This window comes from Burkholderia sp. Ac-20353 (assembly GCF_017104785.1).
Classification (GTDB): Bacteria; Pseudomonadota; Gammaproteobacteria; order Burkholderiales; family Burkholderiaceae; genus Burkholderia.
Window position 1 is genome coordinate 1 of record NZ_JAAGPL010000183.1, and the last position, 17326, is coordinate 17326.

The following is a 17326-nucleotide window of genomic DNA, read 5'->3' on the forward strand; positions in this document are numbered from 1 at the left end:
GTGCCCGCCGGCTCCGGCACGGCAGCCGGCGCGGCCGGCGGCAGCGGCTCGCTTGCCAGCTCGTTCGCCGGCTCGCTCGTCCGGTTGCCTAGATAGTCGGTCCACAGCTTGCTGTCGGTGTCGTAGAGCTTGCAGCGCCGCGCCGTATCGAAATACCAGCGCCAGCTGAAGCGCTGCACGACGATGCGCCCGGGCAGCATGTCCTCCAGCTTCGCCTGCGCGGGCTTGAGCCGGTAGAGCGGCACGCTCATGTCGACGTGGTGGGCCGTGTGCTCCATGATGTGGTGCAGCAGGCCGCCGATGCCGAACGGGAACGTCAGATGCAGCGTCGTCGACACGAACGGCGCGGCGTTCGACCATTCGGCCCGGTTCGCATGCCACGCGATGCGCGGATCGGTATGGTGGACGTACACGACGAACCCGATCATCGAGCACCAGAACAGGAACGGCACGAGCACGCCGGTCGCGAGGAGCAGCGCGACGGACTGCTGCGTCGCGATCGCCGCCCAGACGACGGCAGCAACCCACACCACCGCGAAGCCGGTCACCAGCAGGCAATCGCGCCGGAACACGGGCCGCGACGCGCCGATGTAGCCCCTGGTCGGGAAATACATCCGCAGCCACCAGATTTCGACGAGATAGTAGAGCCCCGGCGCCCAGCCGCTTCGGTAGATGCGATCGAGCAGCCGGCGCGTCGGCGACAGCGCCGCGTATTCCGCCGGCGTATGCGGCGCCCACACGAAATCGAAACCCTTCAGGTTCGTGTAGCCGTGGTGCACGACGTTGTGCCCGACTTCCCACAGGCTGTACGGCGTCAGCGACGGCAGGAACGCGATGCGGCCGAGCCAGCGGTTCAGTCGTCGGTCGGGCGTCAGGCTCTGGTGGCACGCGTCGTGCCCGATGATGAAGAGCCGCCCCGTGATGAAGCCGGCCGCCATCCCGCAAACGATCTTGCCGACGATCGTCGGGATCAGCAGCGCGCCCGCGAACGCCGCGAACAGCAGCACGTAGTCGAGCACGAGCAGGAGGATCGGGCGCACGATCTCGCGCGCGGCGAACGGCACGAGCCACGAGCGGATGACCTTGCGATGCGGCATCGGCGCGTCGGCGCGAACGGGTGTCTGGGAATCTTGATTGACCATGATGCAGAAAGGCGCGCGAACCGCGCGCCCCCGAAAGGAAACCAGCCGTGCAATGGACACGGCACGAATGCGTGAACGGAAAGCCCGCGGAATATCCGCGGAAAGCCCGTTACCGCGACATCATGTTCATGCTGACGTTGTGCATCACCCACAGCGTCCCGACGATCAGGATCAGCGCGGTAAGCACCGTATAGCTGAACGCCATCACGTTCCAGCGCTGGCTCGACGACGTGTTCATGTGCAGGAAGCACACGAGGTGCACGAGGATCTGCACGAACGCGAGCACCGCGAGCGCAATGAGCGCCGCCTTCGGCGCGAGCACGCCGCCCATCACGAGGCCGAACGACGCGGCCGTCAGCAGCACCGACAGCACGAAGCCGACCATGTAGCCGCGCGCCGTGCCGTGCGCTTCGTCGTGGTGAATGAGTTCCGAATGGGCCATTTAGATCACGCTCGCGAGATAGACGAAGGAGAACACGCAGATCCAGACGATGTCGAGGAAGTGCCAGAAGAGGCTCAGGCACGTGAGGCGCCTGAAGTCGCGTTCCGTCATGCCGGGGCCGCGCGCGATCTGCACGACGAGCACGACCATCCACAACAGGCCGACGGCCACGTGCAGCCCGTGCGTGCCGACCAGCGCGAAGAACGCCGACAGGAACGCGCTGCGTCCGGGCCCCGCGCCTTCCGCGATCAGGTGCGAGAACTCGCGCAGCTCCATCGCGAGAAACGCGACGCCCAGCACGAACGTCACCGCGAGCCACACGAACACCGCGCCACGCCGGCGACGCTGCGCGCCGAGCATTGCGAAACCGTACGTGATGCTCGATAGCAGCAGCGCGGCCGTCTCGAGCGCGACGCCCGGAATGTCGAACAGGTCCTTCGCGGTCGGGCCGCCCGCAAACTGGTTGCCGAGCACCGCGAACGTCGCGAACAGCGATGCGAAGATCACGCAGTCGGTCATCAGGTACAGCCAGAAGCCGAACACCGAATGCGACGGCGGATGGTGATGCGCCGCCGGCTGGCGGGCAGCGCCCGCAAGAGATTGATACGACATCAGTTCGCCTCCAGTTCGGCTTCCGGCAACGGCGTGCGCATCCGCACGCCCGCGCGTTGTTCCTCGATCTTGCGGACGGTATCCGCCGGAATGTAATAGCCTTCGTTGTCCTGCGCGCTGTACAGCACCACCGTCGCGACGATGCCGACGAGCGACGCGATCGCGAGCCACCAGATGTGCCAGACGAGCGCGAAGCCGAGCAGCAGGCTGAACACGCCGACGAACAGGCCCGCGCTCGTATTCGACGGCATGTGGATGTCCTGGTACTTGACGTTCTTGCCGAGCCCGATGCCGAGGCCCTTCGCCTTGCGATACGCGAGCTCGTCGAGCTCATGCACGTCCGGAATCACCGCGAAGTTGTAGACGGCCGGCGGCGACGACGTCGCCCATTCGAGCGTGCGGCCGTTCCACGGATCGCCGGTCGCGTCGCGATACTGCGACTGCGCACGATTGCGCCAGCCGACCCACACCGAAGCGACCTGGAACAGCACGCCGACCGCGATCAGCACCACGCCGAACACGGCAGCGACGAGCCACGGATGCCAGGCCGGGTTGTCGTAGTGATTCAGGCGGCGCGTCATGCCCATGAAGCCGAGCACGTAGAGCGGCATGAACGCCGCATAGAAACCGAGGAACCAGCACCAGAACGCGCGCTTGCCGAGCTTCTCGTCGAGCCTGAAGCCGAACACCTTCGGGAACCAGTAATGGACGCCCGCGAAATAGCCGAATACGACGCCGCCGATGATCGTGTTGTGGAAGTGTGCGATCAGGAACAGGCTGTTGTGCAGCACGAAGTCCGCGCCGGGAATCGCCAGCATCACGCCCGTCATGCCGCCGATCGTGAACGTGACCATGAAGCCGATCGTCCACAACACGGGCGCCGTGAATTCGAGGCGCCCGCGGTACATCGTGAACAGCCAGTTGAAGATCTTCACGCCGGTCGGGATCGCGATGATCATCGTCATGATCCCGAAAAACGCGTTGACGTCGGCGCCCGAGCCCATCGTGAAGAAGTGGTGGAGCCACACGAGGAACGCGAGCACCATGATCACGCACGACGCATACACCATCGTCTTGTAGCCGAACAGCGGCTTCTTCGCGAACGTCGCGATCACTTCCGAATAGATGCCGAACGCCGGCAGCACGAGGATGTACACCTCCGGATGCCCCCACGCCCAGATCAGGTTCAGGTACAGCATCGCGTTGCCGCCTGCATCGTTCGTGAAGAAGTGCATGTCGAGGTAGCGATCGAGGCCGAGCAGCGCGAGCGCGACCGTCAGGATCGGGAACGTTGCCATGATCAGCACGTTCGAGCACAGCGCGGTCCACGTGAACACGGGCATCTTCATCAGCGTCATGCCCGGCGCCCGCATCTTGATGATCGTCACGAAGAAGTTGATCGCGGTGATCAGCGTACCGACGCCGGAAATCTGCAGCGCCCACAGGTAGTAGTCGACGCCGACGCCCGGGCTGAACTGCAGCTCCGACAGCGGCGGATACGCGAGCCAGCCCACCTGCGCGAACTCGCCGATCACGAGCGAGATGTTCATCAGGATCGCGGCCACGGCCGTCATCCAGAAGGAGAGCGAGTTCAGGAACGGGAACGCGACGTCACGCGCGCCGATCTGCAGCGGCACGATCAGGTTGAAGAACGCGACCAAGAGCGCCATCGCCATGAAGAAGATCATGATCACGCCGTGCGCGGTGAAGATCTGGTCGTAGTGATGCGGCGGCAGGTAGCCGGGGCCGTTGTACGCGAGCGCGAGCTGCAAGCGCATCATCACCGCGTCCGCGAAGCCGCGCAGCAGCATCAGCACCGCGACGATCATGTACATCACGCCGATCCGCTTGTGGTCGACCGACGTCAGCCATTCGCTCCACAGCCATTTCCACCGACGGGTGACCGTCAGCGCGGCGACGATGCCCAGCACGACGAGCCCCATGAAGGCGCTCGCCCCCATGATGATGGGCTGATCGAACGGGATCGCCGAAAGTGTCAGTTTGCCGAACATGCGTTACCCCTTCGTCGTACAGGCAGCGTCCTTCAGATCGAGGACGTGACCGTCGTTGTATTTCGCGATGATGTTGTGGAACAGCTTCGGATCGACCGTCGAGAAGTAGCGCACGGGCGCCTTCTCGCTCGGCTGCGCGACTGAGCTGTACGCGGTCATGTCGAGCCGGTCGGACGACGCCTTCACCTTCTGCACCCACGCGTCGAACTGCTCGCGCGGCTCGGCGAGCGTGCGGAACTTCATGTCGGAGAAGCCGCGGCCGCTGTAGTTCGCCGACACGCCCGCGTAATCGCCCGCTTCGTCGGCGATCAGGTGCAGGCGCGTCTGCATGCCGGCCATCGCGTAGACCTGGCTGCCGAGCTGCGGGATGAAGAACGAGTTCATCACCGAATCCGACGTGATGCGGAAATTCACCGGCGTGCCCACGGGAATCGCGAGCTGGTTGACCGATGCGATGCCGAACTCCGGATAGATGAACAGCCACTTCCAGTCGAGCGCGACGACTTCGACGTCGATCGGCTTCACCGACGATTCGAGCGGCTTGTACGGGTCGAGCTCGTGCGTGGTCTTCCACGTGAGAATGCCGAGGAACAGGATGATCAGCGTCGGCACGGTCCAGATCACGACTTCGATCGCGGTCGAATGCGACCAGTTCGGCGCATAGGTCGCGTTGCGGTTCGACGCGCGATAGCGCCACGCGAAGTAAAGCGTCAGCAGGATCACCGGCACGACGACGATCAGCATCGCCCATGTCGACGTCGCAATCAGCGATTTCTCCGCGACGCCCACCGCCCCCTTGGGGTCGAGCACGTGAAGTTCACTGCATCCGGCCAGTCCCGCCAGTATCGCGATGGCGGGGGCCGCCCGCGCACCGCCGGTGATTCGTCTGATCATTGTTCGTTCGCCTGAATGTCGTTGAGAAGGACTGCCGGGCCGCACACCGCCGTTGCGCGACGCGTGTCGACCGCGGCGACCTCCGCGCGAACTGTACGGAAAGTTGCTGCAGTGCATCTTGACGGCGAACAAACTTCGCCGATTTGAGCGAAAACCGGTGCGAGTCGGTTCGAATGCGGGAGCTTGAGATTGCCGGCGGCAACTGCCGGCGTAACTGCTGATGGGGAAGCGGATGCGGGGGAAAGGAAAACGACGCGCCGACCCGGAGTCGGGCGTCATCGACCCGGCGCGTCACGCGACACGCCGGTCGTGAATATCGAACAGAGACCGCGCTGTTGGCGGCGTGTCAGTCGAACTGACGGAAGTCCGGCTTGCGCTTCTCGAAGAACGCGGTCATCGCCTCGCGCGCTTCCGGCGCGCGCAGCATCGCGCCGAAGTGCTGCGCCTCTTCGGCCATCCGCGCCGCGACCGGCACGCCGCCCGCATCCTTCAGCAACGCCTTCGTCACGCGCAGCGACGACGCTGGCAGCGCGGCGAGCTTCGCGGCCTGCTTCGCCGCGAATGCGTCGAGCTCGGCAGCCGGCAGCACGCGGTTGACGATGCCGATCCGGTGCGCGTCGAGCGCATCGAACGCTTCACCGAGCAGCAGCTTCTCCGCCGCGACCTGATGGCCCGCGAGACGCGGCAGCAGCAGGCTCGACCCGGCCTCCGGGCACAGCCCGAGCGACACGAACGGCAGCGAGAACGTCGCCGTGTCGGCTGCGTACACGAGATCGCAATGCAACAGCATCGTCACGCCGACGCCGATCGCGATGCCCGGCACGGCGGCCACAACCGGCTTGGCCGCGCTGCTGATGCGCGCGAGAAACTGGAACACCGGCGCGCTCTCGTCCTTCGGCGGCGTCTTCAGGAAATCCTCGAGATCGTTGCCCGCGCTGAAATTGCCGTCGCTGCCGCGCAGCAGGATCACGCGGACCGCGTTGTCTTCCTGCGCTTCGCCGAGCGCGTCGGCCATTACCTGATACATCGCTGCCGTCAGCGCATTCTTTTTCGACGGCCGTGCAATCGTGATCGTCATCACGCCATCGGCGCGTTCTACCTGGATGTCAGTCACAAGCGTCTCCTATGCTGTTCTCGATCGGAATGAAAAAAACGGTGCGCGAGCTCGTGGCCCGCGCACCGTCGGCGTTACTGTTGCGCCCCGCTTACAGGCGTTCGATGATGCCCGCGGCGCCCATGCCGGTGCCGACGCACATCGTCACCATCCCGTACTTCAGGTTGCGGCGGCGCAGGCCGTGCACGACGGTCGCCGCGCGGATCGCGCCGGTCGCGCCGAGCGGATGGCCGAGCGCGATCGCGCCGCCCATCGGGTTGACCTTCGACGGGTCGAGGCCGAGGTCGCGCATCACCGCCAGCGACTGCGCGGCAAACGCCTCGTTCAGCTCGATCCAGTCGAGATCGTCCTGCTTCAGGCCGGCGGCCTTCAGCGCAGCCGGAATCGCTTCCTTCGGGCCGATGCCCATGATTTCCGGCGGCACGCCGCGCACCGCGAAACTCACGAAGCGCGCGAGCGGCGTCAGGTTGAACTGCTTGAGCACCTTTTCCGACACGACGAGCAGCGCGCCCGCGCCGTCCGACGTCTGCGAGCTGTTGCCGGCCGTGACCGAACCCTTGTTCGCGAACACCGTGCGCAGCTTCGCGAGGCCTTCGAGCGTCGTGTCCGCACGCGGGCCTTCGTCGAGCGCGATCTCACGCGTCTTCACGTCGACTTCACCGGTCGCGAGGTTCGGGAAGCGTTCGGTGATCGTGTAGGCAGCGATCTCGTCGTTGAATTCGCCGGCCTGCTGTGCGGCGAGCGCCTTGCGGTGCGACTCGACCGAGAACGCGTCCTGGTCTTCGCGGCTCACCTTCCACTGCTCGGCGACGCGCTCGGCGGTCAGGCCCATCCCGTATGCGATGCCGAAATCCTCGTTGCGATCGAAGATGTGCGGCGACATCGACGGCTTGTTGCCCATCATCGGCACCATGCTCATCGATTCGCAGCCGCCCGCGAAGATCGCGTCCGACTCGCCGACGCGGATGCGGTCGGCCGCCATTGCCAGCGCGGTGATGCCCGACGCGCAGAAGCGGTTGACCGTCACGCCGCCGACCGTCTGCGGCAGGCCCGCGAGCAGCGCGCCCATCCGCGCGACGTTCAGGCCTTGCTCGGCTTCCGGAATCGCGCAGCCGATGATCGCGTCTTCGATCAGCTTCGTGTCGAAGCCGGGCACCTGCGCGACGGCCGACTTGATCGCGTGAACCAGCAGTTCGTCCGGGCGCGTGTTCTTGAAGACACCGCGCGGGGCCTTGCCGATCGGGGTGCGGCTGGCGGCGACGATGTATGCGTCTTGCAGTTGTTTGCTCATTTCAGAACTCCTTGTCCGCTCGCTCAGTTACGCACCGGCTTGCCGGTCTGCAACATGCCCATGATCCGTTCCTGCGTCTTTTGCGTGCCGAGCAGCTCGACGAATGCGCGGCGCTCGAGCGCGAGCAGCCATTCCTCGTCGACGAGGCTGCCCGCCTCGACGTCGCCGCCGCACACCGCTTCCGCGATGCGGCTCGCGATCAGGAAGTCGTGATCGCTGATGAAGCGGCCGTCGCGCATGTTGACGAGCGATGCCTTGATCGTCGCGATCGCCGAGCGGCCTGCGACCGGCACGTCCTTCGCCTTCAGCGGCGCACGGTAGCCGGTGTCGGCCAGCGCACGCGCTTCCTTCTTCGCGGTGTCGAGCAGTTCGAACACGTTGAACACGATCGTGTCGGACGGCTTCACGTAGCCCATCGCACGCGCATCGTGCGCGGACGCCGACACCTTCGCCATCGCCGCATTCTCGAACGACTTCGTGACGAACTTCAGGATGTCGGTGGTCGCGTTGGCTGCCGTGGCCGCTTCCGCCGCGCGCAGCGCCGCTTCCTTCAGGCCGCCGCCCGCCGGCACGAGGCCGACGCCCACTTCGACGAGGCCGATGTAGCTCTCGACGTGCACGACGCGCTTCGCGCTGTGCAGCATCAGCTCGCACCCGCCGCCGAGCGCGATGCCCGACACGGCCGCGACGACCGGCACGTTCGCGTACTTCACGCGCAGCATGCCTTGCTGGAACTTCTTCACAAACGGCTCGATGCCCTTTGCGCCGCCCATCATGAACGCCGGCATCGCCTCTTCGAGGTTCGCGCCCGCCGAGAACGGGCCGCCCGGCGTGCCGAGCTTCAGCGACGTCGGCTGCCAGATCACGACACCCTTGTAGTCCTTCTCCGCGAGCTCGATCGCCTGCACGAGGCCGTCGATCACGCTCGGTCCGATCGTGTTCATCTTCGACTTGAACGACACGATCACGACGTCGTCTTCACCGGCACGGTCGTCGACCCATGCGCGCACCGCGTCGGTCTCGAACAGCGTCTTGCCGTAGGTCTTCGGGTCGGCGCCCGTCTCACCGAGCAGCGGCGCACGGAACACCTGCTTGTTGTAGACGGCGAGGTCCGAACGCGGCACGAAGCGCTTCGACGCCGGCGCCCACGAGCCTTCGGCCGTGTGCACGCCGCCCTGTTCGGCGACCGGGCCTTCGAGCACCCACGCTGGCAGCGGCACGTTCGCGAGCGCCTTGCCGGCCGCGATGTCTTCCTGCACCCACTCGGCCACCTGCTTCCAGCCGGCGGCCTGCCAGCCTTCGAACGGGCCTTCGTTCCAGCCGAAGCCCCAGCGGATCGCGAGGTCGACGTCGCGCGCGTTGTCCGCGATCGACTCGAGATGCACGCCGATGTAATGGAACACGTCGCGGAAGATCGACCACAGGAACTGCGCGTGCGGATGGTCCGTTTCACGCAGCAGCTTCAGGCGCTCGGCAGGCGGACGCTTCAGGATGCGGCCGACGGTTTCGTCCGCCTTCGCGCCCGAATCGACATAGGTGCCCGTCTTCGCGTCGAGCACCTTGATCGCCTTGCCTTCCTTCTTGTAGAAACCGCCGCCCGTCTTCTGGCCGAGCGCGCCCTGCTTCACCAGTTCGGCGAGCACGGCAGGCGTCTGGTAGACCGGGAAGAACGGATCGTCGGCGAGGTTGTCCTGCATCGTCTTGATCACGTGCGCCATCGTGTCGAGGCCGACCACGTCCGCGGTGCGGAACGTCGCCGACTTCGCGCGGCCGAGGCGGCTGCCGGTCAGGTCGTCGACTTCGTCGAAGCGCAGGCCGAACTTCGCGGCCTCGGTGATCACCGCGAGGATCGAGAAGATGCCGACGCGGTTCGCGATGAAGTTCGGCGTGTCCTTCGCGCGCACGACGCCCTTGCCGACGACGCTCGTCAGGAACGTCTCGAGCTGGTCGAGGATTTCCGGGCGCGTGTGCGCGGTCGGGATCAGCTCGACGAGGTGCATGTAGCGCGGCGGGTTGAAGAAGTGCACGCCGCAGAAGCGCGCCTTCAGCTCGTCGGCGAATCCTTCGGACAGCTTGGTGATCGACAGGCCCGACGTGTTGGTCGCGAAGATCGCGTTCGGCGCGAGGTGCGGCGCGACCTTCTTGTACAGGTCGTGCTTCCAGTCCATCCGCTCGGCGATCGCCTCGATCACGACGTCGCACTCGGCGAGCTTCGCGATATCGTCCTCGTAGTTCGCGGCCTCGAGGTATTTCGCGTCTTCCTTCACGCCGAACGGCGCGGGCGACAGCTTCTTCAGGTTCTCGATCGCCTTCAGCGCGATCGCGTTCTTCGGGCCTTCCTTGGCCGGCAGGTCGAACAGCAGCACGGGCACGCGCGCGTTGACGAGATGCGCGGCGATCTGCGCGCCCATCACGCCGGCGCCCAGCACGGCCACCTTGCGAATGATGAAATTGCTCACGGGATGTCTCCGGATGAAGCTGCGTAGCGCGGATCGTATGAAGGGCTACGCGGCGAAGTGAGTACCAGGAACCGTACCGACCGGGCGACACGCGATGCGCGCCGCCCGACGTCAGATCAGAACAGCGATTCGTCGACTTCCATCATCGTCTTCGAACCGGCGCGCGCGGCGCGGATCGTCGATGCGGTCTCGGGCAGCAGACGCGCGAAGTAGAAGCGTGCGGTCGCGAGCTTCGACTTGTAGAACGGATCGCCCGATGCTTCGTTGTCGAGCGCGAGGCGTGCCATGCGAGCCCAGAAGTACGAGAACACGAGGTGGCCGACGGTACGCAGGTACGGCACGGCGGCAGCGCCGACTTCGTCCGGGTTCTGCATCGCCTTCATGCCGATTTCCATCGTCAGCTTCTGCACCTTGTCGCCGATGTCCGCGAGCGGGTTGATGAACTCGGCCATCTCGGGCTTCACGCCTTCGGCTTCCGCGAACTCCGTGACGAGCTTGCCGAACTTCTTCAGCTTCGCGCCCATGTCGCCGAGCACCTTGCGGCCCAGCAGGTCGAGCGACTGGATCGAGTTCGTGCCTTCGTAGATCATGTTGATCCGCGCGTCGCGCACGTATTGCTCCATGCCCCACTCGGAGATGAAGCCGTGGCCGCCGTAGATCTGCATCGCGTGGTTCGTGCACTCGAACGCGTTGTCGGTCAGGAACGCCTTGATGATCGGCGTGAGCAGCGCGACGAGGTCGGCCGCTTCCTTGCGCACCGCTTCATCGGCATGCGACAGCTCCTTGTCGATCTGCAGCGCCGACCAGTACGTGAACGCGCGCGCGCCTTCCGCGTAGGCCTTCTGCGTGAGCAGCATGCGGCGCACGTCCGGGTGCACGATGATCGGGTCGGCCGGCTTGTCCGGCGCCTTCGGGCCCGTCAGCGAGCGCATCTGCAGGCGCTCCTTCGCGTACGTCAGCGAGTTCTGGTACGCGACTTCCGTGAGGCCGAGGCCCTGCATGCCGACGCCGAGACGCGCGGCATTCATCATCACGAACATCGCGTTCAAGCCCTTGTTCGGCTCGCCGACCATCCAGCCCGTCGCGTTGTCGAGGTTCATCACGCAGGTCGAGTTGCCGTGGATGCCCATCTTGTGCTCGATCGAGCCGCACTTGATGCCGTTGCGCTCGCCCGGCTCGCCCGACGCGTCGGGGATGAATTTCGGCACGATGAACAGCGAGATCCCCTTCGTGCCTTGCGGCGCGTCCGGCAGGCGCGCGAGCACGAGGTGGATGATGTTCTTCGACATGTCGTGCTCGCCGCTCGAGATGAAGATCTTCGTGCCGCTGATCGAGTACGAGCCGTCGGCGTTCGGTTCGGCCTTGGTGCGCAGGATGCCGAGGTCGGTGCCGCAGTGCGGCTCGGTCAGGCACATCGTGCCCGTCCATTCGCCCGACACGAGCTTCGGCAGGTAGCGCTGCTGCAGTTCGGGCGCACCGTGTGCGTGCAGGCATTCGTACGCGCCGTGCGACAGGCCCGGATACATCGTCCACGCCTGGTTCGCCGAGTTCAGCATTTCGTACAGCGCGTTGTTCACGAACGCGGGCAGCCCCTGGCCGCCGTAATCGGGATCGCAGCCGAGCGCCGGCCAGCCGGCCTCGACGTATTGCTGGTAGGCTTCCTTGAAGCCGGTCGGGGTCTTCACGACGCCGTCGCCGGCGTACGTGCAGCCTTCACGGTCGCCGACCTGGTTCAGCGGGAACAGCACCTCGGAGCAGAACTTGCCCGCTTCTTCGAGGACCTGGTTGATCGTGTCGGCGTCGAGGTCCGCATGCCTGGGCATTTGCTTGACTTCGGCTTCGACGTTCAGAAGCTCGTGCAACACGAATTGCATGTCGCGCAGCGGCGCGGCGTACTGTCCCATGACTCTCTCCAAAGTAGGGCAAACGGCTCGAGCTCCTGGCGGGCGGATCACGCGCCGCTAACGGCTCTCGCTCTGATACGAAACAATCGTTTTTTCCAGCGCGGCCCACGTCAGGCGCACCGCCTCCGGCGAATGCAGGAAGCGCGCGTCGTGATGCAGGCCGAGCGTGACGGCGTACAGCTCGAAGAGCATCAGGTCCGGATCGGTGTCCGCACGCAGATGGCCTTCGTCCTTCGCTTGCGAAATCGCGCGCAGCAACGCGGCACGCCAGGCGCTCACGCTCGCGACCAACTGCTCGCGCACGGAACTGTCCGGCCGGTCGTCGTACTCGACGGCGCCGCTGATGTAGATGCATCCAGTCGTCACCTCCTGAATGCGCTTCTCGATCCAGCGCGCCAGCATTGCACGCAGACGCGGCAGACCGCGCGGCTCGCGCAGGCTCGGAAAGAACACCTCGTTTTCGAAACGATGGTGATACTCGCGCACGACTTCCACCTGCAAATCCTCGCGCGATCCGAAGTGCGCAAACACGCCACTCTTGCTCATCTGCATGCGCTCGGCCAGCAGGCCGATCGTCAGCCCCTCCAGCCCGTCACGGCTGGCGAGGTCCAATGCAGCTTCAAGGATCGCGGCACGCGTCTGTTCGCCTTTTCGCATAGCTATTTCTGTAACCGTTCGGGGGTTCGAATAAAATCGAACGGCCGTACTATTATTGAGTGCGACCGTCCGCGAAACAAGGAAATTATTAGAAACTGGTGTCTAACCGAACCGCTATTTTGCGCGATTCGGACCGCGTTGGATGCGGTTTTCCGCACGGCCGTGCGGGAAAGTATGAAATGCGTGCTTAGTCGTATCCGCCGACCGTCAGCGCCTTCATCAAGGTGCGGTAGGTTGCATAGGCGAGCCAGTTCAGCACACGCTCCGCGAACGGGCGCGCCGCATAGCGCGCCGGGTCGATCTCGCGGCCGTCGGCGAACGCCGCGGCGATCGCGTCGCGCAGCTCGTTCGTCACCGTGTCGTGCCGCACCAGCACGACATTGGCCTCATTGTTCAACATCAGGCTCAGCGCGTCCAGATTCGACGAGCCGACCGTCGCCCAATTGTCGTCGATCACGGCGACCTTGCCGTGCAGCATCGTCTTGTCGTATTCGGCCACCCGCACGCCGGCGCGCAGCAGCGCGTGGTACAGGAACGGCACCGCGGTGTCGAGCGCCGCGAATTCGTTGCGGCCGATCAGGATCCGCACGTCGACGCCGCGCCGCGCGGCGCCCGCCAGCGCGCGGCGCAGCTTGCGGCCCGGCATGAAATACGGATTCGCGAGCAGGATCCGCTGCCGCGCCTGGCCGATCGCCGCGAGGTACGCCTTCTCGATCGCACGGCGGTTCACGACGTTGTCGCGCGCGACGAACGCGACGCTCGGCTCGGTCACGATCCTGAGCGCACCGGCCTTGATCCAGCGGTGGCTGCGCATCCAGCGGCGAAACATGTCGGGAAACGCGTCGCCGCCGGCCAGCCCCGCCGCGTACTGCGCGTAAGGTTTGTGGCCGAACCGGATCCGGTGCCATTGCAGCTCCAGCGCGGCGCGCACGTCGGCGACGACGGGCCCCGTCATCTCGACACTGAAATCCCAGCGCGGATAGTCGAGCGTCGTGCCGTTCTGCGCGTAGTCGTCGACGATGTTGATGCCGCCGCAAAACGCATACGCGCGATCGACGACGGCAAGCTTGCGGTGCGTGCGCGAGAAGCCGAAGCGGCCGAACAGGTAGCGGTTGTAGATGCAATGCTCGATGCCCGCGTCGGCCCAGGTATCGAATAGCGGCAGCCGTGCGGTGCCGATGCCGTCGGTGATCACGCGCACGCGCACGCCGCGCTGCGCGGCGCGCATCAGCGCGTCGGACACGGGCCGTCCGGCCGCGTCGTCGCAGAAGATATAGGTTTCGAGCATTACCTGCTCGCGGGCGCCGTCGATCCGTTCGATCAGTGCGCCGAAGAAGTCCTCGCCGCCCTGGCAGAGCCGCACGGCATTGCCCGACGTGAACGCGAGCCGCGATGCGGAGCCCCGCTCCTGCAGGAACATCTGCCGCAGTTGCGCGAATCGCTTGCGGGCCTCCCCGTTCATGTGAATCAGGGGGTCCGGCCACCCGGGATCCGGCCACCCGGGGTCCGGCCATCCGGGGTCGCGCCAACCGGGGGCCGGGCCGCGCGCGCGGGCAATTGCAGGATCGCTTCCGCGTTCGACGGCGAGAAGCAGCGCTCGGCCGCGTCGCGATACGGCAGCCACACATAGTCGACGTGCTCGCGCGGCGCGAGCGTCACGTCGACGCGATGCGGCACGCACAGCCCGAACCAGTGTTCGGTGTTGCGCGTGACGCCCGGCGCATAGCGATGCAGGTATTGCGGATAGATGCTGTATTCGATCCGGTGATGCCAGTCGACGAGCGCACTCGCGGGCACGTCCGCACTGCCGACCACGATGCCCGTTTCCTCGGCCACTTCGCGCGCGGCCGTGAGCGCAAGTGGCTCGTCGGGCGTGTCCTTCGATCCGGTGACCGATTGCCAGAAATCGGGCTGGTCGGCACGCTTGATCACCAGCACGTCGAGCGCGGGCGTGTAGATCACGACGAGAACGGATTCGGGAATTTTCGGCGGCTTCGTCATTGTTTGTTTCATACGGCACAAGGCCGCGCGCCCGGTGACCGGGGCAGCACGGCGGGTGCTGCGACTGTACCGCAAAAAGCGAAAAAGGCGCACGGTGGCGCCTTTTTCATCATGCGGCGCGCGTGTCGCCACGCGCGCGTTCAGACCGAAGCGAGCATTACGCCTTCGGCTGTTCCGGCTGGCGCAGGCGGATGTGCAGCTCGCGCAGCTGGCGCTCGTCGACCGGGCTCGGCGCCTGCGTGAGCAGACACTGCGCGCGCTGGGTCTTCGGGAACGCGATCACGTCGCGAATCGAATCGGCACCGGCCATCATCGTGACGATGCGGTCGAGACCGAACGCGATACCGCCGTGCGGCGGCGCGCCGTACTGCAGCGCGTCCAGCAGGAAGCCGAACTTCAGCTGCGCCTCTTCCGCGCCGATCTTCAGCGCGCGGAACACCTTGCTCTGCACTTCCTCGCGGTGGATACGCACCGAGCCGCCGCCGATTTCCCAGCCGTTCAGCACCATGTCGTACGCCTTCGCGAGGCAGCGGCCCGGATCCGTCTCGAGATACTCGAGATGCTCGTCCTTCGGGCTCGTGAACGGGTGGTGCGCGGCGACGTAGCGCGCGTCTTCGTCGTCGTATTCGAACATCGGGAAGTCGACGACCCACAGCGGCTTCCAGCCTGCTTCGACGAGGCCGTTCGCCTTGCCGAATTCCGAGTGGCCGATCTTCAGGCGCAGCGCGCCGAGGCTGTCGTTGACGACCTTCGCGCGGTCGGCCGCGAAGAAGATGATGTCGCCGTCCTGCGCGCCGGTGCGCTCGAGGATCGCCGCGATCGACGCGTCGTGCAGGTTCTTGACGATCGGGCTCTGCAGGCCGTCACGGCCCTTCGCCTTCTCGTTGACCTTGATCCACGCGAGGCCCTTCGCGCCGTAGATGCGCACGAACTCGGTGTAGCCGTCGATGTCGCCGCGCGACAGCTCGCTGCCCTTCGGCACGCGCAGCGCCGCGACGCGGCCGTCCTTCGCGTTGGCCGGCGTGCTGAACACCTTGAACTCGACGTCCTTCATCGCGTCGGTCAGCTCGGTGAACTCGAGCTGCACGCGCAGGTCCGGCTTGTCCGAGCCGAAACGCGCCATTGCTTCCGAGTACGGCATGACCGGGAATTTCGCATCCAGCTCGACGTCGATGGTCGTCTTGAAGATGTGACGGATCATGTCCTCGAACAGGTCGCGGATCTCCTGCTCGCCGAGGAACGACGTTTCGCAGTCGATCTGCGTGAATTCCGGCTGGCGGTCAGCGCGCAGGTCTTCGTCGCGGAAGCACTTGGTGATCTGGTAGTAGCGGTCGAAGTTCGCGACCATCAGCAGCTGCTTGAACAACTGCGGCGACTGCGGCAGCGCGAAGAACTGGCCCGCATTCACGCGCGACGGCACGAGGTAGTCGCGCGCGCCTTCCGGCGTGCTCTTCGTGAGCATCGGCGTCTCGATGTCGATGAAGCCCTGCTCGTCGAGGTACTTGCGTGCCTCGATCGCGACACGGTAGCGCAGGCGCAGGTTGTGCTGCATCTGCGGACGGCGCAGGTCGAGCACGCGGTGCGTGAGACGCGTCGTTTCCGACAGGTTGTCGTCGTCGAGCTGGAACGGCGGCGTGACCGATGCGTTCAGCACGACCAGCTCGTGGCACAGCACTTCGATCTTGCCGCTCTTCAGGCCGGCGTTGACCGTGCCTTCCGGACGATTGCGCACGAGGCCCTTCACCTGCACGCAGAATTCGTTGCGCACGCCTTCGGCGGTCGCGAACATCTCCGCGCGATCCGGGTCGCACACCACCTGCACGAGGCCTTCACGATCGCGCAGGTCGATGAAGATCACACCGCCGTGATCGCGGCGGCGCTGCACCCAGCCGCACAGCGACACGGTTTGGCCCAGCAGGTGTTCGGTCACGAGACCGCAGTATTCAGTTCGCATCGACATGATGTTTGCTTTCGTTCGGTTTGATCAACGGGCGCCGCAACGCGCGGCCCGGGCAATGATTTACAGCGGCGGCTCGACGGGGGGACGGCGCGCGGGCGCCGGGGCCGGCGCCGGGGGCGCCACCACGCCCATCGAGACGATGTACTTCAGCGCGGCATCGACCGACATGTCGAGTTCGATGACTTCGCTTTTCGGCAGCATCAGGAAGAAGCCCGACGTCGGGTTCGGCGTCGTCGGGATGTAGACGCTCACGTATTCTTCCGTCAGATGATTGAGCACGTCGCCGCCGGGCGTGCCGGTCAGGAACGCGATCGTATACGAGCCGCGGCGCGGATACTCGATCAGCAGCGCCTTGCGGAACGCATTGCCGCTGCTCGACAGCAGCGTGTCCGACACCTGCTTGACGCTCGTGTAGATCGGCCCGACGACCGGAATGTGGCGCACCACCGCGTTCCACCACGTGACGAGCTTCTGGCCGATGAAGTTCCGCGTCGCGAGCCCGACGACGAAGATGAACGCGAGCGTCAGCACCGCGCCGATCCCCGGCAGGTGGAAGCCGAGCATCCGCTCGGGCTGCCACGATTCCGGCAGCAGCAGCAGCGTCTGGTCCATCGTGCCGATGATGAGACCGAGCACCCACAGCGTGATCGCGAGCGGGACGAGAACCAGCAGGCCGGTCAGAAACACCGATTTCAGGGTCGTCTTTTTCATCATCTGCCGTCAAAGTGCCGCGCCGCCGGCGCGGATTGAGCGCGGCCCGGCCGGGCCGCGACAGTCAACTGGTGGCCGCAGGCGTCGCGGCCGGCGCGGGCGTGGACGCCGGAGCAGCGCTCGCCGC

14 protein-coding genes are annotated in these 17326 nt (G+C 65.6%); all 14 read right to left on the reverse strand.

Annotated features, from left to right (window positions below):
- Positions 1 to 1142 (reverse strand): fatty acid desaturase (locus G3N94_RS32560; protein ID WP_241022192.1); only part of this gene is annotated, 1142 nt, incomplete at its 3' end.
- Between the two features lie 109 nt (positions 1143 to 1251).
- Positions 1252 to 1584: a cytochrome o ubiquinol oxidase subunit IV gene (gene cyoD, locus G3N94_RS32565; protein WP_205797663.1), complete on the reverse strand. Its 333-nt coding sequence runs from the start codon at positions 1582 to 1584 to the stop codon at positions 1252 to 1254.
- Positions 1585 to 2196 carry a cytochrome o ubiquinol oxidase subunit III gene (gene cyoC / locus G3N94_RS32570; RefSeq protein WP_205797665.1) on the reverse strand — a complete coding sequence of 204 codons (612 nt, stop codon included), beginning with the start codon at positions 2194 to 2196 and terminating at the stop codon, positions 1585 to 1587.
- On the reverse strand, positions 2196 to 4208 hold the full coding sequence (gene cyoB, locus G3N94_RS32575; protein ID WP_205797667.1) for a cytochrome o ubiquinol oxidase subunit I: 2013 nt from the start codon (positions 4206 to 4208) through the stop codon (positions 2196 to 2198). Before cyoB ends, cyoC begins: the two co-directional genes overlap by 1 nt.
- 3 nt (positions 4209 to 4211) lie before the next feature.
- Entirely contained in the window at positions 4212 to 5102 is an 891-nt protein-coding gene (cyoA, locus tag G3N94_RS32580) for a ubiquinol oxidase subunit II (protein ID WP_205797669.1), read from the reverse strand.
- A gap of 346 nt (positions 5103 to 5448) precedes the next feature.
- Positions 5449 to 6216, reverse strand: a complete 768-nt coding sequence (locus G3N94_RS32585) for an enoyl-CoA hydratase (protein WP_205797671.1) — start codon at positions 6214 to 6216, stop codon at positions 5449 to 5451.
- A 91-nt stretch (positions 6217 to 6307) separates the two neighbouring features.
- On the reverse strand, positions 6308 to 7507 hold the full coding sequence (locus G3N94_RS32590) for an acetyl-CoA C-acyltransferase (RefSeq protein ID WP_205797672.1): 1200 nt from the start codon (positions 7505 to 7507) through the stop codon (positions 6308 to 6310).
- 23 nt (positions 7508 to 7530) lie between these two features.
- Positions 7531 to 9966, reverse strand: a complete 2436-nt coding sequence (locus G3N94_RS32595; protein WP_205797674.1) for a 3-hydroxyacyl-CoA dehydrogenase/enoyl-CoA hydratase family protein — start codon at positions 9964 to 9966, stop codon at positions 7531 to 7533.
- A gap of 116 nt (positions 9967 to 10082) precedes the next feature.
- A complete protein-coding gene (locus G3N94_RS32600) occupies positions 10083 to 11870 on the reverse strand; it encodes an acyl-CoA dehydrogenase C-terminal domain-containing protein (protein WP_205797676.1) in 1788 nt (595 codons plus the stop codon).
- Positions 11871 to 11927: 57 nt separating this feature from the next.
- Positions 11928 to 12527 (reverse strand): TetR/AcrR family transcriptional regulator, encoded by a 600-nt coding sequence (locus G3N94_RS32605; protein WP_205797678.1) that lies wholly within the window; start codon positions 12525 to 12527, stop codon positions 11928 to 11930.
- Positions 12528 to 12714: 187 nt separating this feature from the next.
- Entirely contained in the window at positions 12715 to 13989 is a 1275-nt protein-coding gene (gene clsB, locus G3N94_RS32610) for a cardiolipin synthase ClsB (protein WP_205797680.1), read from the reverse strand.
- A gap of 5 nt (positions 13990 to 13994) precedes the next feature.
- Positions 13995 to 14528, reverse strand: a complete 534-nt coding sequence (gene nudB / locus G3N94_RS32615; RefSeq protein WP_205797682.1) for a dihydroneopterin triphosphate diphosphatase — start codon at positions 14526 to 14528, stop codon at positions 13995 to 13997.
- 157 nt (positions 14529 to 14685) lie between these two features.
- A complete protein-coding gene (gene aspS, locus G3N94_RS32620; protein WP_205797684.1) occupies positions 14686 to 16488 on the reverse strand; it encodes an aspartate--tRNA ligase in 1803 nt (600 codons plus the stop codon).
- A gap of 60 nt (positions 16489 to 16548) precedes the next feature.
- Entirely contained in the window at positions 16549 to 17202 is a 654-nt protein-coding gene (locus tag G3N94_RS32625; RefSeq protein WP_205797686.1) for a DUF502 domain-containing protein, read from the reverse strand.
- Positions 17203 to 17326: the final 124 nt, after the last annotated feature.

Bases quoted from the DNA above. Each gene is read 5' to 3' on its own strand.
- cyoD (WP_205797663.1), bottom strand. From the start codon at position 1,584: ATGGCCCATTCGGAACTCATTCACCACGACGAAGCGCACGGCACGGCG.
- cyoC (WP_205797665.1), bottom strand. From the start codon at position 2,196: ATGTCGTATCAATCTCTTGCGGGCGCTGCCCGCCAGCCGGCGGCGCAT.
- cyoB (WP_205797667.1), bottom strand. From the start codon at position 4,208: ATGTTCGGCAAACTGACACTTTCGGCGATCCCGTTCGATCAGCCCATC.
- cyoA (WP_205797669.1), bottom strand. From the start codon at position 5,102: ATGATCAGACGAATCACCGGCGGTGCGCGGGCGGCCCCCGCCATCGCG.
- G3N94_RS32590 (WP_205797672.1), bottom strand. From the start codon at position 7,507: ATGAGCAAACAACTGCAAGACGCATACATCGTCGCCGCCAGCCGCACC.
- G3N94_RS32600 (WP_205797676.1), bottom strand. From the start codon at position 11,870: ATGGGACAGTACGCCGCGCCGCTGCGCGACATGCAATTCGTGTTGCAC.
- G3N94_RS32605 (WP_205797678.1), bottom strand. From the start codon at position 12,527: ATGCGAAAAGGCGAACAGACGCGTGCCGCGATCCTTGAAGCTGCATTG.
- clsB (WP_205797680.1), bottom strand. From the start codon at position 13,989: ATGAACGGGGAGGCCCGCAAGCGATTCGCGCAACTGCGGCAGATGTTC.
- nudB (WP_205797682.1), bottom strand. From the start codon at position 14,528: ATGACGAAGCCGCCGAAAATTCCCGAATCCGTTCTCGTCGTGATCTAC.
- aspS (WP_205797684.1), bottom strand. From the start codon at position 16,488: ATGTCGATGCGAACTGAATACTGCGGTCTCGTGACCGAACACCTGCTG.
- G3N94_RS32625 (WP_205797686.1), bottom strand. From the start codon at position 17,202: ATGATGAAAAAGACGACCCTGAAATCGGTGTTTCTGACCGGCCTGCTG.